The 23,703-nt window shown below is 73.8% G+C and carries 24 protein-coding genes; 7 read left to right on the top strand and 17 right to left on the bottom strand.

All coding sequences use genetic code 11. The features are described from left to right. Positions 1 to 24: 24 nt before the first annotated feature. From ACN27D_RS34710 to ACN27D_RS34660, 11 genes are all read right to left on the bottom strand, one after another. Complete coding sequence (locus ACN27D_RS34710) at positions 25 to 411, bottom strand: hypothetical protein (protein WP_421501051.1); 387 nt, start codon at positions 409 to 411, stop codon at positions 25 to 27. Then, positions 411 to 722 (bottom strand): hypothetical protein, encoded by a 312-nt coding sequence (locus ACN27D_RS34705; RefSeq protein ID WP_120569453.1) that lies wholly within the window; start codon positions 720 to 722, stop codon positions 411 to 413. The genes ACN27D_RS34710 and ACN27D_RS34705 overlap by 1 nt, the downstream gene beginning before the upstream one ends. After that, positions 722 to 1,798 (bottom strand): class I SAM-dependent methyltransferase, encoded by a 1,077-nt coding sequence (locus ACN27D_RS34700; RefSeq protein WP_123109425.1) that lies wholly within the window; start codon positions 1,796 to 1,798, stop codon positions 722 to 724. Before ACN27D_RS34700 ends, ACN27D_RS34705 begins: the two co-directional genes overlap by 1 nt. A gap of 63 nt (positions 1,799 to 1,861) precedes the next feature. Continuing rightward, positions 1,862 to 3,889: an FAD-dependent oxidoreductase gene (locus tag ACN27D_RS34695; protein ID WP_421501050.1), complete on the bottom strand. Its 2,028-nt coding sequence runs from the start codon at positions 3,887 to 3,889 to the stop codon at positions 1,862 to 1,864. Between the two features lie 488 nt (positions 3,890 to 4,377). Continuing rightward, a complete protein-coding gene (locus tag ACN27D_RS34690) occupies positions 4,378 to 4,962 on the bottom strand; it encodes a TetR/AcrR family transcriptional regulator (RefSeq protein ID WP_421501049.1) in 585 nt (194 codons plus the stop codon). A 62-nt stretch (positions 4,963 to 5,024) separates the two neighbouring features. Then, the gene (locus tag ACN27D_RS34685) at positions 5,025 to 5,750 is read right to left on the bottom strand and encodes an ABC transporter ATP-binding protein (protein WP_252448045.1); all 726 of its coding nucleotides are present in this window, start codon (positions 5,748 to 5,750) and stop codon (positions 5,025 to 5,027) included. Further along, positions 5,747 to 6,877 carry an ABC transporter permease gene (locus ACN27D_RS34680; protein ID WP_120569458.1) on the bottom strand — a complete coding sequence of 377 codons (1,131 nt, stop codon included), beginning with the start codon at positions 6,875 to 6,877 and terminating at the stop codon, positions 5,747 to 5,749. The genes ACN27D_RS34685 and ACN27D_RS34680 overlap by 4 nt, the downstream gene beginning before the upstream one ends. 135 nt (positions 6,878 to 7,012) lie before the next feature. Then, complete coding sequence (locus tag ACN27D_RS34675) at positions 7,013 to 7,438, bottom strand: DUF6069 family protein (RefSeq protein WP_421501048.1); 426 nt, start codon at positions 7,436 to 7,438, stop codon at positions 7,013 to 7,015. After that, positions 7,431 to 7,898 carry an SRPBCC family protein gene (locus ACN27D_RS34670; RefSeq protein WP_421501047.1) on the bottom strand — a complete coding sequence of 156 codons (468 nt, stop codon included), beginning with the start codon at positions 7,896 to 7,898 and terminating at the stop codon, positions 7,431 to 7,433. Before ACN27D_RS34670 ends, ACN27D_RS34675 begins: the two co-directional genes overlap by 8 nt. After that, complete coding sequence (locus ACN27D_RS34665; protein WP_421501046.1) at positions 7,852 to 8,232, bottom strand: ArsR/SmtB family transcription factor; 381 nt, start codon at positions 8,230 to 8,232, stop codon at positions 7,852 to 7,854. Before ACN27D_RS34665 ends, ACN27D_RS34670 begins: the two co-directional genes overlap by 47 nt. Before the next feature lie 145 nt (positions 8,233 to 8,377). Beyond that, on the bottom strand, positions 8,378 to 9,748 hold the full coding sequence (locus ACN27D_RS34660) for a PHB depolymerase family esterase (RefSeq protein WP_421501230.1): 1,371 nt from the start codon (positions 9,746 to 9,748) through the stop codon (positions 8,378 to 8,380). A gap of 255 nt (positions 9,749 to 10,003) precedes the next feature. On the opposite strand from ACN27D_RS34660, the gene ACN27D_RS34655 reads away from it, so the two are divergent. From ACN27D_RS34655 to ACN27D_RS34640, 4 genes are all read left to right on the top strand, one after another. Further along, positions 10,004 to 10,966 carry a PaaX family transcriptional regulator C-terminal domain-containing protein gene (locus ACN27D_RS34655; RefSeq protein WP_421501045.1) on the top strand — a complete coding sequence of 321 codons (963 nt, stop codon included), beginning with the start codon at positions 10,004 to 10,006 and terminating at the stop codon, positions 10,964 to 10,966. Further along, positions 10,957 to 12,210, top strand: coding sequence for a cytochrome P450 (locus ACN27D_RS34650; RefSeq protein ID WP_421501044.1), 1,254 nt, complete (start codon positions 10,957 to 10,959; stop codon positions 12,208 to 12,210). The genes ACN27D_RS34655 and ACN27D_RS34650 overlap by 10 nt, the downstream gene beginning before the upstream one ends. Before the next feature lie 96 nt (positions 12,211 to 12,306). Continuing rightward, positions 12,307 to 12,567 carry an acyl carrier protein gene (locus ACN27D_RS34645; RefSeq protein WP_121685322.1) on the top strand — a complete coding sequence of 87 codons (261 nt, stop codon included), beginning with the start codon at positions 12,307 to 12,309 and terminating at the stop codon, positions 12,565 to 12,567. 65 nt (positions 12,568 to 12,632) lie between these two features. After that, entirely contained in the window at positions 12,633 to 13,871 is a 1,239-nt protein-coding gene (locus tag ACN27D_RS34640; protein WP_421501043.1) for a beta-ketoacyl-[acyl-carrier-protein] synthase family protein, read from the top strand. A gap of 16 nt (positions 13,872 to 13,887) precedes the next feature. On the opposite strand, the gene ACN27D_RS34635 is transcribed toward ACN27D_RS34640, so the two are convergent. The 3 genes from ACN27D_RS34635 to ACN27D_RS34625 form a co-directional block, all read right to left on the bottom strand. Next, positions 13,888 to 15,201 (bottom strand): glycosyltransferase family 2 protein, encoded by a 1,314-nt coding sequence (locus ACN27D_RS34635; RefSeq protein ID WP_121685324.1) that lies wholly within the window; start codon positions 15,199 to 15,201, stop codon positions 13,888 to 13,890. A gap of 11 nt (positions 15,202 to 15,212) precedes the next feature. Further along, positions 15,213 to 15,494, bottom strand: a complete 282-nt coding sequence (locus tag ACN27D_RS34630; RefSeq protein WP_121685325.1) for a phosphopantetheine-binding protein — start codon at positions 15,492 to 15,494, stop codon at positions 15,213 to 15,215. Between the two features lie 74 nt (positions 15,495 to 15,568). After that, positions 15,569 to 16,249, bottom strand: a complete 681-nt coding sequence (locus ACN27D_RS34625; RefSeq protein WP_421501042.1) for a 4'-phosphopantetheinyl transferase family protein — start codon at positions 16,247 to 16,249, stop codon at positions 15,569 to 15,571. A gap of 65 nt (positions 16,250 to 16,314) precedes the next feature. Here ACN27D_RS34625 and ACN27D_RS34620 point away from each other — a divergent pair, with 65 nt between their 5' ends. After that, a complete protein-coding gene (locus ACN27D_RS34620; protein WP_421501041.1) occupies positions 16,315 to 17,724 on the top strand; it encodes a condensation domain-containing protein in 1,410 nt (469 codons plus the stop codon). Between the two features lie 4 nt (positions 17,725 to 17,728). Here ACN27D_RS34620 and ACN27D_RS34615 read toward each other — a convergent pair whose 3' ends face one another. Then, a complete protein-coding gene (locus ACN27D_RS34615; RefSeq protein ID WP_364806477.1) occupies positions 17,729 to 18,931 on the bottom strand; it encodes a cytochrome P450 in 1,203 nt (400 codons plus the stop codon). A 10-nt stretch (positions 18,932 to 18,941) separates the two neighbouring features. Next, on the bottom strand, positions 18,942 to 20,105 hold the full coding sequence (locus ACN27D_RS34610) for a nucleotide disphospho-sugar-binding domain-containing protein (protein ID WP_421501040.1): 1,164 nt from the start codon (positions 20,103 to 20,105) through the stop codon (positions 18,942 to 18,944). A 157-nt stretch (positions 20,106 to 20,262) separates the two neighbouring features. Here ACN27D_RS34610 and ACN27D_RS34605 point away from each other — a divergent pair, with 157 nt between their 5' ends. Next, positions 20,263 to 21,474: a cytochrome P450 gene (locus ACN27D_RS34605; protein WP_421501039.1), complete on the top strand. Its 1,212-nt coding sequence runs from the start codon at positions 20,263 to 20,265 to the stop codon at positions 21,472 to 21,474. 7 nt (positions 21,475 to 21,481) lie between these two features. Here ACN27D_RS34605 and ACN27D_RS34600 read toward each other — a convergent pair whose 3' ends face one another. Beyond that, entirely contained in the window at positions 21,482 to 22,345 is an 864-nt protein-coding gene (locus ACN27D_RS34600; RefSeq protein WP_121685331.1) for a TauD/TfdA dioxygenase family protein, read from the bottom strand. A gap of 161 nt (positions 22,346 to 22,506) precedes the next feature. Here ACN27D_RS34600 and ACN27D_RS34595 point away from each other — a divergent pair, with 161 nt between their 5' ends. After that, positions 22,507 to 23,532, top strand: a complete 1,026-nt coding sequence (locus tag ACN27D_RS34595) for a methyltransferase (RefSeq protein WP_421501038.1) — start codon at positions 22,507 to 22,509, stop codon at positions 23,530 to 23,532. Positions 23,533 to 23,703: the final 171 nt, after the last annotated feature.

Here is a 23,703-nt window from a genome sequence, read left to right as displayed (position 1 = left end):
GCGCTGCTGCGCGACCAGTGCCGGTCAGGCGTCGCGCAGCGACGCGACCAGGGCCAGATCGTTGTAGACGTGCTGCTCGACGATGAGTCCGCCGTCGAGCACGAACACGTCCGCGTAGCGGATGTCCTCGAACGGAGTGCCGTCGAGCCATTCCCCGTACAGCCGCCCGAGCGAGGTCACAGTGACCCGCCCGTCGGCGTCACCCACCAGGTAGCGGTCCCGGTGCTTGCGCACCCACCGGTAGGTTCCGGTCGACGCGGCCGCCATCTCCCGCAGCGACGAGTACTCCCGGCCGCCCGGGAAGACCAACCGCGCCTGCGCCGCGAGAAAGCGGCCTGCTTCGTCGAGCTTGCGGTCCTCGCACAGTTGCAGGTACCTGTCGATCAGGCCGGGCGCGTCCGGTGTGCTCATCAGCCGGTCTTCTCGCTCAGGGCCGCCTCCCACTGGTCCCGCAGCGGGTGCTCCGCGGGGCCGTGCTCGGTGAGGATGCGCATGAGGCGGGCCAGCAGCTCGTCCCGCTCCCGGTCGAGGACCCGCTGCTCCTCCTCGGTCGAGACGAACCCGTCGACGGCGCCCGCGGTGAGCGCGCCGGAACGGACCAGCAGCGCCTCGACGACGCGTACCCGCTGGCGGGTCACGTGCAGCTCGGTGGAGAGCTGCAGCACCAGGTCGAGCAGCTTGCCGACCTTGGGGTCCCCGAAGTAGTCGAACTCGGTGCTCATCACGCCTCCGGCTTGGTCGCGGCCAGTACGGCCCAGGGGAAGTGCCACTCGGGACGGTCGCCCCAGCCCTGCGGCTGGACGCCGTTGCGGCGCTCGTCGAACGGGGTCCACGACACGTCGGTCAGACCGGCCTCGGTGCAGACCTCGATCAGGTCGGAGCCGAACAGGTCGTGGAAGAACGGCTCGTTGTTGCGCTCGGCGTGCTCGTAGACGGTGGCGTCGCGCAGCGGGTCGCCGGTGAGCATGAACTCCAGGAAGCGCAGCGAGCCGCCCGGCTTGAGCAGGCGCGCGGCCTCCACGATCGTTTCCCGGATCGCGGCGGCCGGCATCTCGTGCAGCACCATCGTGCCGGTGACCACGTCGCAGCTGTCCGACTCGATGCCGGTGGCCCGGCCGTCGGCCTGCCGGTAGTCGATCGCGACTCCGGTCGCCTCCGCCTCGGCGTGGGCCAGGCGCAGACCGGGGGCGGCCAGGTCCACGCCGATCACCTGCGCGGTCGGGTACTTGGCGGGCAGCGGGCGGGTGCTCTTGCCGAAACCGCACCCGATGTCGACGATCCGGGTCGCCGCGGGCAGCTCGGGCAGCGCGGTCTGGGCGAACAGCGTGTGGAACTTGTAGCCGTCGTTGTCGCGCAGCATGACGATGCGCGCGCCGAACTCGTACACGTAGGCCGACATGTCGTCGGAGAAGAAGCTGCCGGGCTGGATGTGGATGTCGTAGTCGGTGTACCAGTCGGGCAGGTCCAGGTCGGGGTTCAGCTCCAGCGAACCCTTCGGCTGCTCGGGCAGCGAGGTGAGCTGGTCGGTCAGCTCCTCGCGGCGGCTGAGCACCGCGTCGCCGGCGACCTTCCAGAGCATCTTCTGCTGCACCCGCTCGAGGTGGCTGAACCACGGGTAGAGCGGGAGACCGCGCAGCACCTGGCCGGCGTCGGCGACGGTGGTGGCCGACGCGCCGGTGGCGCCGTACTCCTCGCGCAGCGCCGGGTAGACGGTGTCCGCCCAGCGCTTGCGCAGGCCGAGGACGAAGTCCACGGCGGAACGCTCATCCAGGGTGAGGCGCTCCTCGATGTCCAGCATGCTTGTCTCCTCTACAGGTGGGGGAGGTCCGGTCCGCGGTGCACCGCTACCGGGGTGGACGGGTCAGTGGGCGTACCGCACGCGCTGGGCGGACGCGGTGTCGAAGGCGCCGAGGAACGCGCCGGCCATGCGTCCCTCGTAGACGGCCTCGAAGGCGGTGCGGGGGGCGTTCGCGTCGCCGACGACGTGGACGCGGGGGCCGTCGGGCAGCGCGTCGAGCTGCCGGTACAACTCGTCCGCCGCCTGCGCCGAGCCGCCGTCGACGACCGTGGTGACGTTCTCGACGATCGTCTCGCCGCCGGCGAGCGGGCCGCCGAGGGCCACCGCCGTGGCGCCCGCCGCGCGGGCGGTCCGCATCGGGTGCACCGCGATCCCCAGGTCCGCGAAGCGCTTGAGCAGCGCCAGGCGCGAGTACGTGGTGATCTTGGCGCTCACCGTGGCGGTGGGGGAGACGAGGTGGACCCGGGCACCCCGGCGGGCGAGCGCCTCCGCGATCGAGGCCGCCGACCAGGTGCCCTCGTCGTCGAGCACGACGACGGCGCCGGCGGGCCGGTATCCGGGGTCGGCCAGGTCGTCCACGGCCTGCCAGATGTCGATCACCGGCGGGCCGCCGGGCAGCTCGCGGCGGGCGGGCCGGGAGCCGGTGGCGAGGACGACGTCCTGGTAGTCGCCGGCCAGCACGTCCTCGACGCCGGCACGGTGGCCGAGCCGGACCGGGATGCCGGCGGCCGCCACGTCGCGGGCCAGGTCGCGGGTGAGCAGACCGAGCCGCTCCCGCCCGGGTACGCGCGCGGCCACCTCTACCTGACCGCCGAGGTGGTCGCGCGCCTCGACCACGGTCACCCGGTGCCCGGCCCGGTGCGCGGAGAGGGCGGCCTCCAGCCCGGCCGGCCCGCCGCCGACGACGAGGACGTTCCGCGCGCCGGACGGCCCGGGCAGCTCCGGCCAGGCGTCGGCCCACTCCCGCTCGGCGCCGACCTCCGGGTTCACCACGCAGGAGATCGGCAGGCTGGTCTCCAGGCGGCCGATGCAGCCCTGGTTGCAGGCCAGGCAGGCGCGTACCTCGTGCTGGCGGCCCTGCTCGGCCTTGCGCACCAGGTGCGGATCGGCGATGTGCGGGCGGGCCAGGCCGACCAGGTCGGCCTCGCCCGCGGCGACGAGTTCGGCGGCCTCCGGCAGGCTGTCCAGCCGGCACACCGCGAGCACCGGCAGGTCCGGGAACTCCCGCTTGAACAGCGCCGCGTGATGCCGGAACGGGGCGTGGCCGAAGCTCATGTCCGCCATCTGGGTCGCGAGCGACCAGCTGCCGTGGTAGGCGGAGTGGCTGACGTGCACGTAGGCGAGGGGGAACTCGGCGCGCAGCTTTCCGACGATCTCCAGCACCGCGGCCGGGTCGAGGCCGCCGGGCAGGAACTCGTCGGCGCTGACCCGCAGCCCGACGGGCAGTTCGGGGGCGGCGGCGAGCACCGCGGTCAGCACCTCGCGGGTCAGACGCATCCGGTTGTCGAGGCTGCCGCCGTACGCGTCGTCGCGGGTGTTCGTGTGCGGGGAGAGGAACTGCTGGAGCAGGTGGCCGTGGCCGGCGTGCACCTCCAGGCCGTCGAAGCCGGCCTCGCGCATCCGTCGCGCGGCGGCGGCGAACGCCTCGACGACGACCGCGATGTCCCGGCGTCCCATCGCGTGCGGCACGTGCGAGCCGGCCGCCCACGGCACCGGCGACGAGGACCAGGCGGCGGTACGGGTCGCGTCACCGTTGGCCTGCCGTCCGGCGTGCATGATCTGGGCGAACATGCGTGCCCCGTGCTCGTGCACGGCCTCGGTCACCGCCGCGTACGCCGGGATCGACGAGTCGTCGAAGCTGCCGAGGCTGATGCTGCGGCCCGCGCTCGTGGGGTGCACGCGGATCGCCTCGGTGATGATCAGGCCGACACCGCCGCGCGCCCGCTCCGCGTGGTAGGCGACGTGGCGACGGGTGGGCACATTGTTCAGTCCGAAGTTGGTGGTGTGGCCGGGGACGAAGACCCGGTTCCGCAGGGCGAGGCGACCGAGCCTGGTGGGGGAGAGAAGAGCGAGAAGCTTGTCGTCAGGCATGCCTCGGACTTCCTGTTTCGGGCCGCACTCGGCGAGGCCGAGAGCGTTCGGATGAACCGTACGCCGTTCGATTGAGTGGAACGGTAGGGCCGGGTTCACATGCCGTCAACGGGCTACTGATCAGTAACTTAGTCCGCCGCACCGCCTCTGAGCTGCTGTTCCACTAGGCGGAACGGTGACCGATGATGACCGTCGATGCGGCGGTCGATCGTTCGGTTCCTCCTGATCGGACGACAGTGCCGGCCGCCGATCCCCGGTCGGTGGCCCGCGCCGATCGTTCGGACGGCTGCGCCGGACCGTGTCGGTGGGCGCCCTCCGGGAGCGCAGGTGCGTCTCCGGGTGCCGGCTGCGGACGCGCGTCGGCCCGGGTCGTCGACCGGGCGTGCACCCGTGGTGCGGCTGCCGGCGACGACCCGGGCCGTCGTTGTTCAGCAGGCGTGGTGACGGCCGGGCGCCGTCGTGCCGTGCCGGAGGTCAGGGGCGGGCGGTCAGCCGGCGTTCGGGCGCAGGTACGGGGTGAGCAGCTCGCGGCCGAGGCCGGTGGCGGCCGTGAGGTCGAGACCGTTCTCGATCATCCGGCTGAGGGCGTAGACGACCGACTGGACGAGCTCCGCCATCCGGTCCGGGTCGCTCGCCCCGTGCTCGGTGAGCGCGGCGCGCAACGGGGCCTCGAGGCTGTCGTGCAGCAGCCGGCTGGAGGTCGCAAGCACCTCGCTGTTGCCCGCCGACGCCAGCGCCCGGGCCAGTGCGTGGTCGCCCCGGGCAACCAGTTGCAGGTTGGCCTCGACGTACGCCAGGATTCTCGCCCCCGGCGTGCGAGCCTCGGCCATCTGCTTCTCGACGAAGGCCGACCACCGGGGGAAGGTGTCGGCGACCAGCACGTCGAACATGTCGGTGCGGGACTTGAAGTACGAGTACGCGCTGGACCGGGCCAGCCCGGCGTGCCGGGCGACGTCGGCCAGGCTCGGGATCTGCTCCGGGTGCTCGGAGAGCAGGGTGCGGGCGGCGTCGAGCAACGCCGCCCGCTGCGCGGCCCGGTGTTCCGCGACGGTCGAGGCTTGGATCTTCGGCACACCGACCTCCCCGTGTCTCCCGCCGCCCGTGTCCGGTCCGCGTCGCTCCCTGCTCGTCGCGGTCAGCTGCTCGTGGCCAGCTTGCCGTCGATCATCTCGTAGATGGTGTCACAGTATTGCAGCACGTCGTGATCGTGAGTGACCATCACGACGGCCACCGAGCGCTCCCGCGCCTCCTGGGCGAGCAGCTGGACGATGTCGTGGCTGCGGGCCCGGTCCAGCGCCGCCGTCGGCTCGTCCACCAGCAGCACCGAGGGTTCGGTCATCAGCGCCCGGGCGATGCCGACGCGCTGGCGCTCGCCGCCGGAGAGCTGGTGCGGCCGGCGGTCGGCCTTACCGGCCAGGCCGACGTGCGCGAGCATCTCCAGCGGGTCGCGCCCGGACCGCTCCCGTCGCCCGCCCAGCCGCAGCGGCAGGCGCAGCTGGTCGGCGGCGGTCAGCGCGGGGAGCAGGTTGCCCGACTGGAACACGAACCCCACGTGCCGTCGGCGCAGCTCGGTGCGCGCCCGGCGGCTGGACACGGTCATGTCGTGCCCGGCCACGGTGACGGTGCCCTCGTCGGGGCGGGCCAGCCCGCCGGCGACGGCGAGCAGGCTGGACTTGCCGGCACCGGAGGGCCCGACGATCGCGGCCAGTTCGCCCGGCGCGACGGTCAGGTCGACGTCGTCGAGCGCGTGCACGGTCTCCGCGCCGTCGCCGTGCCGCAGGTGGACGCCGCGCATGACCAGGCCGAGATCGGCCGGGGTGGTGCCCGGCGTCGAGGGGGACGGTGTGGTCCGGCTGCTCATCGGTTGCCTCCCAGGGCGGTCGCCGGGTCGATGGAGGTGAGGCGGACGACTGCGGCTGCCGCGCCGACCAGGCCGAGCACGAGCAGCCCGGCCGCGGCGGCGGCGATGCTCTGCGGGTGCAGCGCGAACGGGACGTTGCCGCCGGAGATCAGCGCGCCGAGGCCGAGGCCGATCCCCATGCCCACGGCGATGGCGAGGGCCAGCAGGATCAGTGCCTGGGTGAGGGCGTCGCGCAGCACCCAGCGGGTCGAGGCGCCCAGCGCCCGCAGCACGGCGACTTCCTGCTTGCGCTGGATCGCCCAGACCGCGAAGAACGCGCCGGCCACGAGCGCCGAGATCGCGTAGAGGAAGCCCTGGATCAGCTGGAGCGTTGTCGTCTCGGCGGTGTAGCCCGGCGAGGCGCCGTATGACTCGTCGAGCGTCAGGCTCTCCGTGCCCGCCGCCTTGTCGCCCGCGGCCAGGTCCACCGAGTCGCCGTCGGCCGCGCGGACCGCGACGGCGGTGATCTCCTGAGCCGCCTGCGCCGGCGTCTGCGCGCCGGCCGGGGTGCCGGACTTGACCGCCTGCCACGTCGCCAGCGGCACGTACGCCACGTCGACGTGGCCGAAGGTGTCCTGCTGCTGGGTGACGCCGACGACGCGCAGCCGCGTGCCCAGCCGGTCCACCGTCACGGTGTCGCCGACGCGCAGGCCCGCGTCGATGGCGGTGGGGCTCACCACGATCCCGTCCGCCGGGCCGAGCCGGTCGCCCTCGCTGACGGCGGGCGACAGGAACGAGTCGGTCTCGACGCCGAACAGGGCCAGGTCGACCTCGGTGCCCCCGTCGGTACGCCCGTTGACGAGCGTGTTGCCGAACGGGGTCGCCTCCGCCACGCCCGGCTGGTCGCGCCAGGTGTCCACCGCCGAGGCGTCCACCACGCTGCGCGAGAACGCCGAGTCGTGCTGCACGCCGTGGGCGAAGGCGAACGAGGTGACCGGCAGGTTCTGCAGGCCGGACACGCCGTCGCGGACCAGCCCGACGGACAGGCCGGACAGCATCACCATCAGCACCGAGATCAGCGCGATCACGGCCCCCATCAGGGCGAATCGCAGCCGCGCGAACCCCAGCTCGCGAATGGCCAGGAACATCAGCCGCCACCTCTCAAACTTGTCGACACCATGTCGTCATGTTAACAACGCGGTGTCGGCAAAAAGGGCCGGTGGTGGCTGTCTACCCGGCCACACCCGGTGACAGCGGGCGGGCGCGGCCGGTCGCGCCCGGGCTCAGGCGGCGACCGGGCCGGTGGTGGCGCGGCGCGCGCGCCGGCCGAGGGCGGTCACCGCGACGACGATGATCGGGGCGAGCGTGAGGTGGCACACCGCCAGCGTGATCGTGCTGGTGGCGTCCAGATCGGCGGGCAGCGTCATGGTGGCGATCGTGAGGACCGCGAGCACCGGGCCGATGATCAGTGCCGCCCGGACCACCCAGGCGAACCGGGACGCCAGCAGGGCGACGGCGGTGAGCCCGAGCGCCAGCGGCAGCGCGCTGAAGCCCGCGACGGTCACCGCGTCGACCTCGACCCGCCGGCCGTCGGCGGTGAACAGGAAGCTGCCGCCGGCCGCCCTGCCGATCGCGTACACGATCAGGTTGACGACCACCGCGGCGGCGGTGGCGAGCGCGACGACGGCGGTGCGGGACAGGTCAGCCACGGGAGGTCTCCTCTGCGTGCTCTCGGACCAGGTAAGCCTCGATGCGGGCGAACGCCCCGGCCCAGACCTCGCCGGCGAAGAAGTCGCGCAGGTCCGGGGTCGGGAAGCCGCTCTGCACCACTGTCATCAGCGTGCCGCCGTCCCTCGCCTCGAAGGTGACCTCGATGCGCGTGGTCATGGTCGTGCCGTCCGGGCCGGTGCCCGTGGACTCGGTGACCAGCCGGCGCGGGCGGTCGATCTCCAGGAACGTCTGCGTCTCACGGAACAGCATGTCGGGGGACGGACCCCAGACGGCGGTCTGCCTCCCGCCGATCCGCAGGTCGACGTCGATCTCCACGATGCCGGGCTCCTCGTCCAGGATGCCGAACCAGATCTTCTGTTTGCCGGCGTCGGTGTAGGCGTCGAACGCCTCGTCAGGGGTGCCCGGAAGGTGCCGTGTCACCCGTATGTGGAGCGTCATGGTCGCGGTCCTCCGTGGTGAGTGTGAGATAGGCGTCGAGGCCGTCGAGGCGGCGCGCCCAGAGCCGTCGGTAGAAGGCGATCCAGGCCATGGCCGAGTCCAGCGGCGCCTCGCTGAGCCGGCACTGCCGGGACCGGCCGACCTTGCGCGTCACCACGAGGCCCGCGTCCTCCAGCGCGCGCACGTGCTTGCGCATGCCGGTGAGGCTCATCCCGGTGGGCTCGGTCAGCTCGCTGATGGTGGCCGGGCCCGCGCCGAGCCGGATCAGGATGTCGCGTCGGGTGGGGTCGGCCAGGCTGGCGAACACCCGGTCGAGCGTCTCTTGCTGAACCACGAGGTTCACCGTACGACACTGAACCGTTTGGTTCAACGTTATGCCGCAGGTGAGCTGGTGCACGCGTGAAACGGCCCCGCGACCTCTCGGGTCGCGGGGCCGTCCCCGGCGCCGTGGGAAGAAACGCCGGAGTGCGGGGTGCCGGTCAGGTCAGCGTGCAGGGTGAGCCGTTGAGGCTGAACGAGCCGGGCCGGGCGGTGTTGCCGGTGTGCGTGGCCTGGAAGCCGATGGTGGTCGAGCCACGGGCCGGGATGACCGCGTTGTACGCGAGGTTGCGCGCGGTCACCTGGCCCGAGGCGGGGGAGTAGGACGCGTTCCAGCCCGAGGTGATGGTCTGGCCGCCGGGCAGCGTGAACACCAGCGACCAGCCGTTCACCGCGGCGGTGCCGGTGTTGGTGACGGTGATGTTCTCGGTCAGCCCGTTGTTCCAGGCGTTCAGCTCGATGCTCACCGAGCAGGCGCCGGTGCCGGGCGGCGGGGTGGTCGGGCCCGGCGGGGGTGTGGTCGGACCGGGCGGGGGTGTGGTCGGGCCCGGCGGGGGCGTGGTCGGACCGGGCGGCGGCGTGGTCGGACCGGGCGGGGGCGTGGTCGGACCGGGCGTGCCGGTCAGGCCGAAGAACGCCACCGCGGCCGCGGCCATGCCCGCCGACGGCAGGCTGTGCCCGGCGCCCTGGATGCTGTACGCCTCGACCTGGACGGTGCCGTTGGTGTCGGCGTAGCGCCGCCGGTTCCAGCCGGACTGCGGCGTGTCGGTGGACGTCGGGTTCTGGCTGAGGCCGAACACGTTCGTCCACTGCTCGATCGTCTCCTGGAGCAGCGAGTACGGCACCAGCGTGTCGTTGGTGCCGTGCCACAACTGCACCCGGGGGCGGGGCCCGGTGTAGCCGGGGTACGCCTGGCGGACCGCGTCACCCCACTGCTGCGGGGTGCGGTTCATGTTCCCGCCGGTGCACTGGCTGGAGCCGGGGGGATAGTCGGCGGCGCCGGCGAAGCAGTTGAACGGCACGCCCATGAACGCCGCGCCGGCCTTGAAGACGTCCGGGTAGAGCGCCAGCATGTGGTTGGTCATCATGCCGCCGGACGAGCTGCCGGTGGCGTAGACCCGGTCCGGGTCGGCGCCGTACTGCTGCTGGACGTAGCGGACCATCGAGATGAGCGACACCGGGTCGCTGCCGCCGCCGCGCCGCTTGGCCGCGTCGGACCAGGTGTCGAAGCAGTTGCCGAAGCCGGCCTGCTGGGTCGCGCTGGGGTAGATCACGATGAACCCGTACCGGTCGGCCAGCCCGGCGAACTCGCTGCCGGAGTAGAAGCCGGGGCCGGAACCGCCGCAGCCGTGCATGGCCACCACTGTGGCCGGCCGGGCCGGGCGGGCGTCCGGCACGTAGACGTGCATGCGCATCCGGCCGGGGTTGTCGCCGAAGCTGGTCACCTCGGTCAGCGACGCCGCGTACGCGGGTTGGACGGCGGGGATCACCAGGCCGGCCGCCACCAGCGACGCGGCCAGGGCCACCACCATCTTGGCTCTGATTCTCACGGAGACTCCTTCGATCGCCCTGTGCGGGCGGGGACGGGCGGGTGCGCGCCGCGCCGGCGACCCGGGCCGCCGCGGTGTCGCGCCTCACCCACTGACGTGGATCGCCCGGCCCGGCTCCGTCGTTTGGCACATAGTGTTCCGGCCGGACGCCGAAGTGTCAATCGATGTGCTCCGATGAGCTGCGGCGGCGTTCGTCTACAGTCGGTGCACCGTCCCTGAGCCGAGTCCGGAGCGCGTGTGGCAAGCCCGTTCGACATCGAGGAGATCTACCCGGACGAGGGGCCGGCGCCGCGGCTGCCCCGGCGGCAGGCCGGCACCTCGCCGCAGAGCGTCGCGGTGACCCTCCTGACCGACTACACGCTGCGTACCCGCGCCGCGCTGCCGTCCGCGGCGATCGTCGCGCTGCTCGGCGAGGCCGGCGTGACCAGCGCCGGTGCGCGTACGGCGATCAGCCGGCTGGCCCGCCGCGGTGTGCTGGAGGGCGCCCGCCAGGGCCGCAACAGCTTCTACCGGCTCAGTCGCGCCGCCGCCGCCGACCTGTCCGCCGGCGGGAACTGGATCACCGCCTCCACGGCCGAGACGCAGGCGTGGGACGGGTGCTGGACCATCGTCGCCTTCTCGCTGCCGCAGGACCACGGCACCCAGCGCCGGGCGCTGCGCGGCCAGTTGCGCTGGCTCGGCTTCGCGCCGCTCTACGACGGGCTGTGGATCTCGCCGTACGAGCTGGCCGGGCCGGCGCGGGCGCGGCTCGCCCAGCTCGCCCTCGGCGCGGTCACGGTCTTCCGGGGGCGGCAGGACGCGCTGGACGCGATCGGCCAGCGCGCTCCTGTGGACGCCTGGGACGTCGACGCGATCAGCGGGCACTACGAGGCGTTCCTGCGCCGGTGGACGCCGCTGGTGTCGCGGCTCGGGTCCGTCGACGGCGCCGCCGCCGTGCGGGCCCGGACCGAGGTGATGGACACGTACCGGCGGTTTCCCACGCTCGACCCGCGGCTGCCGCTGGAACTGCTGCCCACCGGATGGCCGCGCCGGGCGGCCCGGGACCTGTTCGCGGCCGTCTACGACGGCCTGGCCGACGCCGCCGAGACCCACGTCCGGGCGGTCGTCGCGCGGTTCGCCGACCCGGTGCCGCCCGGCATCCGGGCGCACACCACCGCCGACATGCTCGCCGGCGTACGCGAGGAGCGGCCGTGCGCGTGACGATCTCCCTCGACGAGCTGCTCGGTGACGAGGTGCGGCGCGACCCGTACCCGTTCTACGCCCGGCTGCACGAGGCGGGGGAGGCGGTCGCGCTGCGGCCGGCCGACCCGCACGCGCTCGTCGTGCACGGGTACGACGCGGTCAACCGGGTGCTGCGCGACCCCGTCTTCCGGGTGCTCGGCGCCGACTACCTGGACCGGGCCGGGGTGCGCTGGCGCGAGCACCAGGTCATCCGGATCCTCCAGTCGTCGATGCTCAACGCCGCCGAGGGGGACCACCTGCGGGTCCGGCACCTGTTCTCCCAGGCGCTCACCCCGCGCCGGGTCGCCGCGCTGGAACCGGCCATCGGGCGCATCGCCGACGGCCTGCTCGACGGACTCGCCGCGGACGGCGCGGACGGCCGCCCGGTCGACTTCATGGCCCGCTTCGCGCTGCGGCTGCCCAGTGACGTCATCGGCGAGCTGCTCGGCGTGCCGGAGGCGGACCGGGAGTGGTTCCCGTCCCGGGTCCGCGCGTTCGACGCGGTGCTGGAGATCGGCCGCCGGTCCATGCGCGAGGTCCGGGCCGCCAACGTCGCGGCGGCGGAGCTGACCGCGTACTTCACCGATCTGGTCGCCGCGCGCCGGGAGCGGCCGCGCGACGACCTCGTCTCGGCGCTGCTGCGCGGCCTGGACGCCGAACCCGGCCGGATGACCGCCGACGAGCTGCTGGCCAACCTGATCATCATGTACAACGCCGGGTTCCGGACCACCGCGAACCTGCTCGGCAACGGGCTGGTGCTGCTCACCGAGCGGCCGGCCGCGCGGGACGCGTTGCGCGCCGATCCGTCGCTGGCCGCGTCGTACGTCGAGGAGATCCTGCGGTACGAGCCGCCGGTGCACTTCGCGGTCCGCTACGCCGCCGCGGACACCGAGGTCGCCGGCCTGCCGGTGACGGCCGGCCGGACGGTGGTGGTGCTGACCGGCGCCGCGAACCGGGATCCGCGCCGCTTCCCCGACCCGGACCGGTTCGACCCGTCGCGCACCGACAACCGGCACCTGGCGTTCAGCGCCGGGCCGCACTACTGCTTCGGGGCGACGCTGGCCCGCGCCGAGGGACGACTGGTGCTGCCCCGCCTGCTGGACCGCTTCCCGGCGCTGGCCGCCGAGCCCGGGCCGCGCCGCGCGCTGATGCTGCGCGGGTACGACCGGCTGCCGGTACGGCTGGCCGACCGGGCACCTTGCCAAACCAACCCGATCGAGTAAGGTCGATGCCACGCGGAGTGTCCGCTCCGCGCCTCACACGTTCCGTCGAGCAGGTCGAGCGCGCCGCCAGGACGCCGTGGAAGGGAAACACCGGACATGACCGACGAGATCCGCGCGTTCCTCCTCGCCGCACTCACCGAGATGAAGTACGACGTCTCCGACGTCGACGATGACACCGTCTTCGGCCCGGCCGGGCTCGACGTGGACTCCCTCGGCCTGGCCGAGCTGGCGGTGCGCGTGGAGGACCGGTTCGGGGTCGCCTTCGACGACGACGAGGCGGAGGAACTCGCCATGATGACGGTCGGCGAGTTCAGCCGGACCGTGGCGGCGCGCATCGCACCGGCCTCGGCGCACTGACCGATGCCGGCGCACCGCACCCGGCCGCGCCGCGTCCCGGCGGCCCGGCCGGCACACCGGGGCCGGTGAGCGTGCGCGAACCGGTCACCGTCACCGGGATCGGGCTGGTCAGCCCGGTCGGCTCCACCGCCGCCGAGGTGTTCGACGCGGTCTGCGACAGCCGGTCCGGGCTCTCCCGCCCGCCCACCGGCCATCCGCTGCACGGCGTGGTCGACGTCGCCGCGTTCGCCCCGGCGATCGACCCGGTGAGCGTGCTGCCCGGCCCGGAGTCCCGCGTCGTGGACCGGTCGATCGTGATGGTGCTGCGCGCCGCCGAGGACGCGCTCGCCGACGCCGGACTGCGGATCGGCCACGACGTCGACCCGTACCGGGTCGCGGCCGTCGTCTCCGGCGTCGGCGGTCTGTCCATGCTGGAGGAACAGGTGCTCGGCCGCGCCGCGCGGGGCCGGTTCGGGGTCAGCCCGTACATGCTGCCCGGGACGCTGCCGAACATGGGCGCGGCCCGCATCGCGATCAAGTTCGGCATCCACGGCTACACCTCGTCCATCGGCACGGCGTGCGCCGCCGGGGCGCAGTCGATCGGCGAGGCGCTGCGCATCCTGCGCGCCGGGGAGGCGGACGTGGTGCTCGCCGGATGCGCAGAGGCGCCGCTGTTCCCGACCTTCGCGTACGCGTTCGGCAACGCCCGGGCGCTCGCCCGCGGCTGGGCCGACCCGGCCGCCGCGAGCCGCCCCTTCGACAGGCGCCGCAACGGGCTCGTCCTCGGCGAGGGCGCCGGGGTGTTCGTGCTGGAACGCGCCGCGCACGCCGCCGCGCGCGGCGCCCACCGCCACGCCGACGTGCTCGGCTGGGGCGCCACGAACGACGCCCACCACCCGACTACGCCGCGCCCCGACGGCGCCGGCGCGGCCGCGTGCATGCGGATGGCCGTCCGCGACGCCGGGCTGGTGCCCGCCGACATCGGGTACGTCAACGCGCACGGCACCAGCACCCGGGCCGGGGACGCCGCCGAGCTGGCCGCGCTCACCGAGGTCTACCGGGCCGGCCCGCCGCCGCTGAGTTCGACAAAAGGCGTCACCGGGCACATGCTCGGCGTCTCCGGCGTGATCGAGGCCGCGATCGCGGTCGAGGCGCTGCGTCGCGGCCTGCTGCCGCCCACGCACAACCTGGACGACCCGGAGCGGGCGGGCGAGGTCGACCACATCCGCGAGAAGGCGCGGGTGGCGGCGGTGGACGCGGTGCTGTCCAACTCCTTCGGCTTCGGCGGCCACAACGTCAGCCTGGTCCTGGCGCGCCCGTCCTGACCGGCGGCCGGGGACCTCAGCGGAGCGTGATCACCGTGGCGGTGTCGTACGCGGCGACGGCGACGGTGAAGTGCGGGCGCAGCATGTCGGCCACGTAGTCGAGGTCGGCGACCAGCGGCACCGGTAGCAGGGCGCGCTGGTCCGGGCCGGTACGGGTGGCTACCAGCTCGATCCGGTCGGCCTTGAGCAGCCCACGGGTGAGGAACGCGGGCAGGTCCTCGGGCAGCAGGCACCGCCACATGTCGACGTTGACGATCACGTCCAGCGCGCCGGCCTTGAACTGCTGGAGCACGGTGCCGAGCAGGTGCGAGTTCGTCTCGCCGACCGGCGCGTCGTGGTCGAACGTGTGCGACCCGGCGCCCAGGGCCAGCGCGGACACGCCGTTGCCGACGACCAGGGCCGCGCTCCCCGTCAGCTCGTCGCGCAGCGACGCGGGCAGGACGTCCGGCCGGCCCAGCCCACCGGCCCGGTACGCCTCGATGGCCTGGCCGTAGAGCCGGATCCGGCCCAGGTGCCGGCCGAACGTGTTGAGCCCGTACAGCACCTCGACGTCGTAGCGCAGGTGCTTGCGCAGCAGGTACTTCATGTTGTCCATCGAGGCGAGCCCGTTGGACGTCTTGCGGAAGTGCGGCAGGTGGTAGGAGAGTGCGTCGACGTCCAGCCGGAACAGCCCCGGCGGGGCGCCGTGCAGGTGGAACACCCGGTAGAAGAAGTCGAGGTCCTCGAAGCCCCACTTGACCATCGCCTCGTCGAAGCCGCCGACCCGCCGGAACGACTCGTGGTCCACCGAGGCGTTGTGGGTCAGGCCCAGCACCCAGGGCGCGCTCGGGAAGTCGTCCATCCGCTGCGGAAGGGCGATGTCCTCCAGCCGCGGGTCGCCGCGCTCGGCGTCGAGCATCGACGGGGCGACCGGCTCACCCCGGCGCAGCGCGTCCGCGCCGGCCCAGTCCAGGTCGTACCGCTGGCCGAGCAGCACCCCCGGCCGGCCGGCCCGCCCGGCGTGGAAGTCGCGGTGCCGTTGCAGCAGCCCAGGATGCGCCACCGTGTCGGCGTCCAGGAACATCAGCGTGTCCGCGCGGGCGCGGGCCGCCGCCGCGTTTCGGTTGGCGCTGCGGCCCCGGTTCCGCTCGCTGCGGACGTAGTCGATCCGCAGCCGGTCCCGGTACGCGTCCACCACCGGGCCCAGCGCCACGGCCGAGCCGTCGTCGCCGACGACCACCTCGAAGTCCCCGGACGGCAGCGTCTGCCGGGTCAGCGAGCGCAGCGTCGCGTCGAGCGCTGATGCGTTCTCGTGCGCGGGCACCACCACGCTCAGGCCGGGCCGGTCCATGGTCGGCCCGGTCAGCGCGGGGTGGAGTTGGCGGTGATGTAGTCGGCCAGGTCGCCGAGCGTGGCCATCCGGTCCTCGTCCAGTTCCTCGACGTCGATCTGGATCTCCAGCTCGTCCTCCAGCGCCAGCAGCAGCTCCAGGCCGAGGGAGGAACTGAGGCCGAGCTCGTCCATCAGCTGGGTCTGCTCGGTGACCGGGGCGTCCGGCCGGAGCATCCGGGTCAGCAGCAGGGTCAGGCGGGCCACGACCTGGTCACGGGGCGGGGCGTCGTGTGCTAGCACCGGTGGTCCCACGAGTCGATCATGCGCGTCGGCATGGAGCCATCAGAGCAGGGGACATCGGCGGGTGTCAACGGGTACGGCGATCGTCACCGATCGTGACCGAGGCCGGTGCGGCACTCGACGGCGTACGGCCGGTCGCCGGCGAGCGCGACCGCCACCGCGTACCCGGCGGGCGTGGGCAGGTCGGCGAGCCGGTGCGGGCCGGCCGGGTCGACGCACTCGACCACGTCGCCCCGGTGCACCGGCATCCCGAGGTTGGGCCACAGCCGGCCCCCCGCCGCCTTGACGGCCGCCTCCTTGCGCGCCCACAGCCGGGTGAACCGCAGCGCCCGGCCGGCCGGGTCCGGTCCGGCCGCGACGTGCCGCGCCTCCCGGGGGTGGAAGAAGCGCGCGGCCGCCGACACCGGATCCCCGCCCGGCGCGACGTGCTGGATGTCCACCCCGACCGGACGGCCCTCGCTGAGCGCGACCGCCACGAGACCGCCGGAGTACGACAGGCTCGTGTGCAGCCCGCTCCACGGTGCGGTCAGCGCCGGTTTGCCGTACCGGCCCCGGCGCCAGGTCAGCGCCGCCGGTGGCGTGCCGGTGGCCCCTCCGGCCAGGACGCGCAGCGCGCCGTGCGCCACCGTGAACCGGTCCCGCAGCACCCCGGTGCCGAACCGCGCGGCCCGGTCCCGCTCGTCCGCGTCGAGCACCGCCCGGTACCGGGCCAGCTCGTCCGCCGGCACCGCTGCCGCAAGGATCCAGACCCGGACGGCGTCCCGCATGGACGGCAGCGTAACCGTGCGCGCTCACGTTGACACACGCCGATACGCGTTGCTCTGATGAACGGGTGTTCGCGCAGACGGTCCAGGCCCAGGTTCCCGTGCCGTTCGCCGGGCCGGGCGCCGGCACCGCGCCCCTGACCTGGGGGCAGAAGGCCATCATGCAGGACATGCGGGAGACCGGCTGGACGCACAACGTCAGCGGTGCCCACCCGGTGCCGGCAGGTGTCACGGTCGAGCAGGTCGCGGCCGAGTTCGCCGCGCTGATGGCCCGCCACCCGGCGTTGCGGATGCGGCTGGGCGACGGCGACGGGAGCGGCCCGTGCCAGGTCGTGTCGGGAAGCGGCGAGACGGTCCTGGACGTGGTGGACGTACCCGACGACGCCGACCCGGCCGACGTGGCCGCGTTCGCCTACGACCTGGGCCACGCCCGCCTGCTGAGCCACTACGACCTCTACCGGGACTGGTCGGTGAAGATGGCGGTGATCCGGCACCGGGGCGCCCTGGTGCACCGGGTGCTGACGATCGACCACCTCGTGGTGGACGGCACCGCCACGTCCCTGATCCTGGCCGACCTCGGCCTGGCCGGCCGGCCGGTCCGCCGGGTCGCCGACCCGCGTACCGTGCAGATCCTCGACCTCGGCCGGCGGGAGGCGACGCCGCCGCTGCGCCGGGTCAGCGACCGGGCCGTGCGTCACTGGGCCGGACACCTGCGCGACGTCCCGCCGCTGACGTTCGGTGAGCCGGCCGCCGGTGGGCGCCGGGGTCACCGGTACTGGCACGGCCGGTTCAGCTCGCCCGCGGCGTACCTGGCGGTGCGGGCCGTCGCGGCGCGGACCCGCACCGACACCTCCCGCGTGCTGCTCGCGGTCATCGCGGTCGCGATCGGCCGGGCCACCGGCGTCAGCCCGCTCACCGCCAAGCTCATCGTCGGCAACCGGTTCCGGCCGGGCTTCGCCGAGGCCGTCGCCCCGCTCAGCCAGAACGGCGTGCTGCGCGTCGACACCGCCGACACCACTGTGGACGAGGTGGTGGCGCGCGCCCGCCGGGCCGCGGTCTCCGCCGGGAAGTACGCCTACTACGACCCGGCCCAGCTCGCCGAGGTGGCGGACCGGCTGGACGCGGAACGCGGGTACCCGGCCCGGATCACCTGCCGGATCAACGACCGGCGGGTGACCACCCGGCATGCGGCCGACGGAGGGCTGCACGACGACCCGGTGACCGCCGAGCGGATCCGCCGCCGGGCGGACGAGACGTTCCTGGTCTGGGACGGCCCGCTGGACCACCTGCCCGAGCAGATGTTCATCACCGTCGAGGACCAGCCGGAGACGGTCCTCCTCCAGGTGATCTTCGACTTCGGCTGCTTCACCGAGGAGCAGGCGGAACGGCTGCTGCGCGGCGTGGAGGAGGTGGCGGTGGAGGCGGCTCTCGACCCCGCCGCGCCGACCCGGGTCACCCCCGGGTCGGCGGGCGGCTGACCGGTCACCGGTCCCAGGTCACCGGCAGCGACTCCAGGCTGCGCACCACCAGCCCCGGCCGGAACCGCAGCTCCGACTCGTCGACCGCGAGCCGCAGCCCGGGCAGCCGCCGCAGCAGTGCGCCCAGCGCCTCCTGCAACTCCATCCGGGCCAGCGCCGCGCCCAGGCAGTGGTGCGGGCCGGCGCCGAACGCCAGATGCGGGTTGTGCACACGGGCCAGGTCGAGCGTGTCCGCGCCCGGGAACACGGTGGCGTCCCGGTTCGCCGACGCGATCGCCGGCAGCACCGCGGCGCCGGCCGGCAGGCGTACGCCGCCCAGCTCCACCTCCTCGGTCGTGACCCGGGGCAGCAGCACCCCGTTGTCGCCGAGCTGGATGAAGCGGGACAGTTCCTCGACCGCCCGGGCGACCGCCACCGGATCGTCGCCGCGCAGCCCGGCGAGCTGCTCGGGATGGCGGGCCAGCACGAGCAGGAACAGGTTGAGCTGGTTGGTGGTGGTCTCGTGCCCGCCCACGAAGATCCCGGCGGTGACCGAGACCAGCTCCCGTTCGGTCAGGTCGTCGTGTTCGTCCCAGACCGCGATGAGCGCGCTCATCAGGTCGTCGCCGGGCTCGCGGCGCCGCTGGTCGATCAGCTCACGGAACGCCTCCAGCGCGGCCCGGGGCGCCTCCGGGTCGGCGTCCCAGTCGCCGACGAGCGCGTCCGACCACTGGCGTACCCGCTCCCGGTCCCGGTCGGGGATGCCGAACAGCGTGCTGATCACGGAGATCGGCAGGGGGCCGGACACGTGCGTGATCAGGTCGGCCGGCGGACCGGCCGCCTCCAGGTCGTCGATCATCCGGTCGACGAGCGCCGCCACCCGCGGGCGCAGCTCCTCCACCCGGCGGACGGTGAACGCGTGCGAGACGGCCCGGCGCATCGTGGTGTGCCGCGGCGGGTCCATCCCGATCAGCGAGTCCTCGGCGAGCGAGCCCAGTTCCCGGGTCGGGCGGTTCGGGCCGGCCGCGGCGGCCCGGCTGAACCGCTGGTCGGTGAAGACCCGGCGCACGTCGGCGTGCCGGGTGGCCAGGTAGGCGCACGCCCCGTCGGGCAGCTCGACCCGGGCCACCGGGCACGTCTCGCGCATCCGGGTGTAGTCCGGCGACGGGTGGTAGATCGTCGGAGCCGGCGCGAGCGGGTAGGTGATGGCCGGTGGCTCCTGCGTCATCTGCGACTCCTCAGATCGGGCCGCCCCGAGCCAGGGCGGCGAGCGTCGGCACCAGTTCGGCGGGGGAGGGCATGGCGTGGACCCGGTCACGCATCAGCGCCGCGGCCCGCCGCCGGGGGCCGTCGCCGACCAGCTCGCCGACGAGATCCCGTACCGCGGTGGCGGTGGCGCGCTCGCCCGCCAGCCAGGCGCCGGCGCCGGTGGCCGCCAGCCGCCCGGCGTTGAAGTGCTGGTCGCTGACCTGCGGCAGGACGAGCTGTGGCACGCCGTACGTGAGCGCGGTCATGGTGGTGCCGGCCCCGCCCTGCTGCACCAGGGCGGCGCAGGTCGGCAGCACCAGCCGTACCGCCAGGTGCCCGTCGGCCAGGCGGACCCGGGCCGGGAGCGGCCCCAGCCCCTCGTGCTGGCGCGGTTCGACCACCACGACGACCTCCACGTCGAGCCCGGCCACCGCCCGGACCACGCCGCCCAGGTCGAGCCGGTCGTGCAGCCCGGCGCCGGCCATCATGGTGCCCGCCGTGACGCACACCCGGGGCCGGTCCGCCGGGCGGCGCAGCCAGTCCGGCACCACGGCCGGGCCGTTGTACGGCATGAACCGCACCGGGCGGCCGGGGCGCCGCATCGGCACCTGCATGGGCGGCGGCACCGGATCGAGCGTCAGTACGCCGTCCAGCGGCACGTCGGCGGCGGAGAGCCCGAACCGGGCGGCCAGCGGTCCGATCACCTCGTCCGGGTCCAGGCGCAGCGTGGTCGAGGAGTCCGGCCCCCACAGGTTCAGCACGCCCGGCACGCCCAGCGCGGCGGCGGCCACCGGCGCGGCCAGGTTGAACGGTTCCCAGAGGACCAGGTCCGGCCGCCAGGACCGGCCGAAGGCGACCAGGTCGTCGAGGACGGCCTCGGCGAACCGGACCACCCCGCCGTCGGCGGTGATCGCCGGCTCGACCGTGCCGGCCGGCGCGGAACCGGCGAGCGGGGCCACCGCGCCGATCCGGCCCGCGAACGCCTCGGCGAAGTCGACGTCCGCGCCCAGCGGTACGGCGGCGAGCCCGGCCGCGCTGATCGTGGCGGCCATCGACGGGTGACTGGCCACCCGCACCTCGTGGCCGGCGGCCTGCAACGCCCAGCCGAGCGGTACCAGGCTGTAGAAATGCGACCGCCAGCCCCACGTCGACATCAGAATTCGCAGCGGCGCAGTCAAATCCCACCAATCCGCGCGGCGAAACGGCAGCCCTGGAGAACCGATGCTAGGGGATCGGCACCGGTACGCGGAAGGTCGCGGACCGATGCCGCGGATATTGACGCCGGACGAACCGATGCTGGACCCTTAGCCGATGTCGGACGTGGACCGCTATCAGCCGGCCGGTGGCGCCGTGACAGTCAATTCCGGGCTGCGTTCCTATCCGTTCGAACCGTTCACCGGCGACCTTCCCGCCGAGCTGCTGGAGATGGTCGTGGCCGAGCCGGTCAGCCGGGTGCGGTTGCCCGACGGGCGGGCGGCCTGGCTCGTGCTCGGCTACGAGCACTGCTGCACCGTCCTGGCCGATCCCCGGTTCTCCCGGCTTCCGCCGGGCGCGACAGCGACACCGGACGGCGGCGGCCCTCGGGAGCTGAACATGGACGGTGCGGCGCACGCCGTGGTGCGGCGGGTGGCCGGCCGCGCGTTCACCGCCCGGCGCATCGGCACGTTCCGGCCCCGGGTGCAGCGGCTGGTGGACGAGCTGGTCGACGCCATGCTCGCCGGTCCGCGCCCGGCCGACGTGGTGGCCGGGCTGGTGGCGCCGCTGCCGGTGCTGGTGGTGTGCGACGTGCTCGGCGTGCCGGCCGCCGACCGGCCCCGGTTCTACGGCTGGATCGAGGGGCTGAACTCGGTCACCGCGTACGGCTCGGCCGCCGCCGCGACCGCGCAGGCGGAACTGCGGGACTACCTGGCCGGCCAGCTCGCGCGCAAGCGGGCCGAGCCCGGTGACGACCTGCTCTCGGCCTGGGTCCGCGGCGGAGACGCGCACGAGCTGGCCGACGCCGAACTGGTCGAGCTGGCCATGGGCGTGCTGCTCGGCGGGCTGGAGATCAACTCCACGAGCGCCGGCCTGCTCGCGCTGTTCCAGCACCCGGAGCAGTTGGCGAAGCTGCGCGCCGCGCCGGGCAAGCTTCCCGCGGCCACCGACGAGATCCTGCGCTACACGTCGGTGAGCGCCATGTTCCGGGTGCAGGTGGTCCGCGAGGACCTGGTCCTCGGCGGGGTCGCGATGCGGGCCGGCGACTGCGTGATGGCGATCCCGTGGGCCGGCAACCGCGACCCCCGGTTCTTCCCCGAGCCGAACGTCTTCGACATCGACCGCCGGCCCGGCGTGCCGCACCTGACGTTCGGCTTCGGGCCGCACTTCTGCCTCGGCACGGCGCTGGGCCGGATGCAGGTGGAGCTGTCGCTCGGCGCGCTGCTGACCCGGATGCCGGCGCTGTCGCCTGCCGTGCCGCTTGCGGAGATCCCGTGGCGGCACGACCGGATGAACGGCGGCATCGCCTCCTTCCCGGTCACCTGGTGACCGGCGGTCAGTAGCTCTCCACCGCGTTGACCCGGCCCGGCCAGTAGCGCTCGCCGGGTGCCGGCACGTAGTGCTCCCACCGGGGCGGGTTCCCGGCCGGGTGGTCGCCGAGCACGGTGATCCGCTGCCCGCGCCGCAGGCCGTCGTAGTCGTTGACGGCGTAGTGCTGGGTGACCCGGTTGTCCCACACCGCGACGTCCCCGGTCCGCCAGCGGTACCGGCAGGTGAACTGGGGGCTCTCGGAGAAGGTGAACAGGTGCTCCAGCAGCGCGTCGCTCTCGTTGCGCGTCAGTTGCGGGATGTGCGAGGTGAACAGCCGGTTGACGTACAGCGAGCGGCGCCCGGTCTCCGGGTGCACCCGGACCACCGGATGTTCGGCGCGGCTGGTGAACTCGGTGCCGATCCGGATGACGTGGACGGCGGTCAGCCCGTCGAGCAGGTCCCGCATCGGCGCGGAGAGTGCCTCGTAGACCCGGCACTGGTTGGTCCACATGGTGTCGCCGCCGACCTCGGGCAGATGGATCAGGTGCAGGATCGAGGCGATCGGCGGGCTCTGGTGGAACGTCATGTCGGTGTGCCAGACGTCGACCTTGCCGCCGTCGGCGGAGTCGATCACGACGATCTCCGGGTGCCCGTCCAGCCGGGGCAGATACGGGTGCAGCTCCACCTCGCCGAAGCGGCGGCCGAACGCGACGTGCGCCTGCGGCGTCAGCCCGGTCTGGCCGGCCAGGAACACCACCTGGTGCTTCAGCAGCAGGTCGTGGATCAGCGCGAAGCCCTCGTCGGTGAGCGTGTTCAGGTCGATGCCGTGGACCTCGGCGCCCAGCGCGCCGGAGACGAGCCGGACCTCGGCCGCGATGGATGTGGTCATCGATGATCCCTCCGGTCTGCGCGCCACGGCTGGTCCGCGCATTGTTCCACGTCCATGAATGTCCTAACCAGCCGTCGTCGTTGACTCACCCGCCGTACGCCTGGAAGCATTCGCACCGGCGGGGGCGGCGGTGCCGGCCCGCGACGCGGGAGGAGGCGCCGGTGTCGATCGATGCCCCGATCGAGGGTGACGCGGGGGAGCGGCTCGACCGGCTCACCGACCTGGCCACCCCGTTCGCGGTACGCACGGCGGTGACGCTGCGCGTGCCGGACCGGATCGCCGCGGGCGTCACCGGTCTGGGCGAGCTGGCCGACGCCTGCGGCGCGGACGTCTCCGCGCTGGGCCGGCTGCTGCGCTACCTCGTGCACCGGGGCGTGTTCGTCGAGGTGTCGCCGGACGTGTTCGGCCTGACCGACGTCGGCGAGCTGCTCTGCGACCGCGACGGCGGCGGCCACGGCGCCTACCTGGACCTCGCCGGCCTCGGCGCGCGGATGGACCTGGCGTGGACGGGCCTGCCGCACGCGATCCGCACCGGCGGACCCGGCTACCGGGAGGTGCACGGGCGCGACTTCTGGGCCGACCTCGACGCCCACCCGGACCACCGCGCCTACTTCGACGCGCTGATGCTCAGCCAGCAGCGGTTCACCGCGCCGGAGGTCGCGGCACTCTACCCCTGGCACGAGGTCGGGCACGTGGTCGACGTGGCCGGGGGCGCGGGCGGGCTGCTGCGGGAGGTGCTGGGCGCCCATCCGCACCTGCGGGGCACGCTCGTCGACCGCGACGAGCCGGTGGCCACCGCCGCCGCGACCTTCGCCGCGTGCGGCCTCGCCGACCGGGCCGGGGCCGTGGTCGGGGACTTCTTCGCCCCGCTGCCGCCCGGCGCCGACGTGTACGTGGTCTCCCGCGCGCTCACCGACTGGAGCGACGCCCACGCCACCGCGATCCTGCGGCGCTGCGCCGAGGCGGCCGGGAGTACGGGCCGGGTGCTCGTCATCGAGGTGCTGCCGACGGTGCCGCACGTGCCGCACCTGTCGCCGTACGACCTGCGCATGCTGGTGCTCGTCGGTGGGCGCGAGCGCGGGCTGCCCGAGTTCGCCGTGCTGGCCGCCGCCGCGGGACTGGCGCCCCGGCGCACCTACCACGGCACCGACGGGCTGACGCTCATGGAGTTCGCCGCCGGCGCCTGAGCGGGCCCGGCGGGGCCGCACCTGTCCGGTGCCGTCCCGTCCGCCCGAACATTGACGTATATGCATCGACATGGCGGCCGTGGGCCAAACGGCGGATTTCTCTGGGCATCGGTCATTGTGCTGAAGAATGCTGTCACGACATTTGCGGCCACCCATGTGCATGCGCATTTA

Origin of the sequence: Micromonospora sp. WMMD1274 (assembly GCF_049179035.1) — a bacterium.
Taxonomy (GTDB): Bacteria; Actinomycetota; Actinomycetes; order Mycobacteriales; family Micromonosporaceae; genus Micromonospora; species Micromonospora tulbaghiae.
Note: the sequence above shows the minus strand (reverse complement) of the source record. Positions and strands in the feature narration are given on the sequence as shown.

What these genes read in the sequence shown, in the direction of transcription:
- ACN27D_RS34710 (WP_421501051.1), bottom strand. Translation starts at nt 411, where the DNA reads ATGAGCACACCGGACGCGCCCGGCCTGATCGACAGGTACCTGCAACTG.
- ACN27D_RS34705 (WP_120569453.1), bottom strand. Translation starts at nt 722, where the DNA reads ATGAGCACCGAGTTCGACTACTTCGGGGACCCCAAGGTCGGCAAGCTG.
- ACN27D_RS34700 (WP_123109425.1), bottom strand. Translation starts at nt 1,798, where the DNA reads ATGCTGGACATCGAGGAGCGCCTCACCCTGGATGAGCGTTCCGCCGTG.
- ACN27D_RS34695 (WP_421501050.1), bottom strand. Translation starts at nt 3,889, where the DNA reads ATGCCTGACGACAAGCTTCTCGCTCTTCTCTCCCCCACCAGGCTCGGT.
- ACN27D_RS34685 (WP_252448045.1), bottom strand. Translation starts at nt 5,750, where the DNA reads ATGAGCAGCCGGACCACACCGTCCCCCTCGACGCCGGGCACCACCCCG.
- ACN27D_RS34680 (WP_120569458.1), bottom strand. Translation starts at nt 6,877, where the DNA reads ATGTTCCTGGCCATTCGCGAGCTGGGGTTCGCGCGGCTGCGATTCGCC.
- ACN27D_RS34670 (WP_421501047.1), bottom strand. Translation starts at nt 7,898, where the DNA reads ATGACGCTCCACATACGGGTGACACGGCACCTTCCGGGCACCCCTGAC.
- ACN27D_RS34660 (WP_421501230.1), bottom strand. Translation starts at nt 9,748, where the DNA reads ATGGTGGTGGCCCTGGCCGCGTCGCTGGTGGCGGCCGGCCTGGTGATC.
- ACN27D_RS34645 (WP_121685322.1), top strand. Translation starts at nt 12,307, where the DNA reads ATGACCGACGAGATCCGCGCGTTCCTCCTCGCCGCACTCACCGAGATG.
- ACN27D_RS34635 (WP_121685324.1), bottom strand. Translation starts at nt 15,201, where the DNA reads ATGGACCGGCCCGGCCTGAGCGTGGTGGTGCCCGCGCACGAGAACGCA.
- ACN27D_RS34625 (WP_421501042.1), bottom strand. Translation starts at nt 16,249, where the DNA reads ATGCGGGACGCCGTCCGGGTCTGGATCCTTGCGGCAGCGGTGCCGGCG.
- ACN27D_RS34615 (WP_364806477.1), bottom strand. Translation starts at nt 18,931, where the DNA reads ATGACGCAGGAGCCACCGGCCATCACCTACCCGCTCGCGCCGGCTCCG.
- ACN27D_RS34610 (WP_421501040.1), bottom strand. Translation starts at nt 20,105, where the DNA reads ATGTCGACGTGGGGCTGGCGGTCGCATTTCTACAGCCTGGTACCGCTC.
- ACN27D_RS34605 (WP_421501039.1), top strand. Translation starts at nt 20,263, where the DNA reads ATGTCGGACGTGGACCGCTATCAGCCGGCCGGTGGCGCCGTGACAGTC.
- ACN27D_RS34600 (WP_121685331.1), bottom strand. Translation starts at nt 22,345, where the DNA reads ATGACCACATCCATCGCGGCCGAGGTCCGGCTCGTCTCCGGCGCGCTG.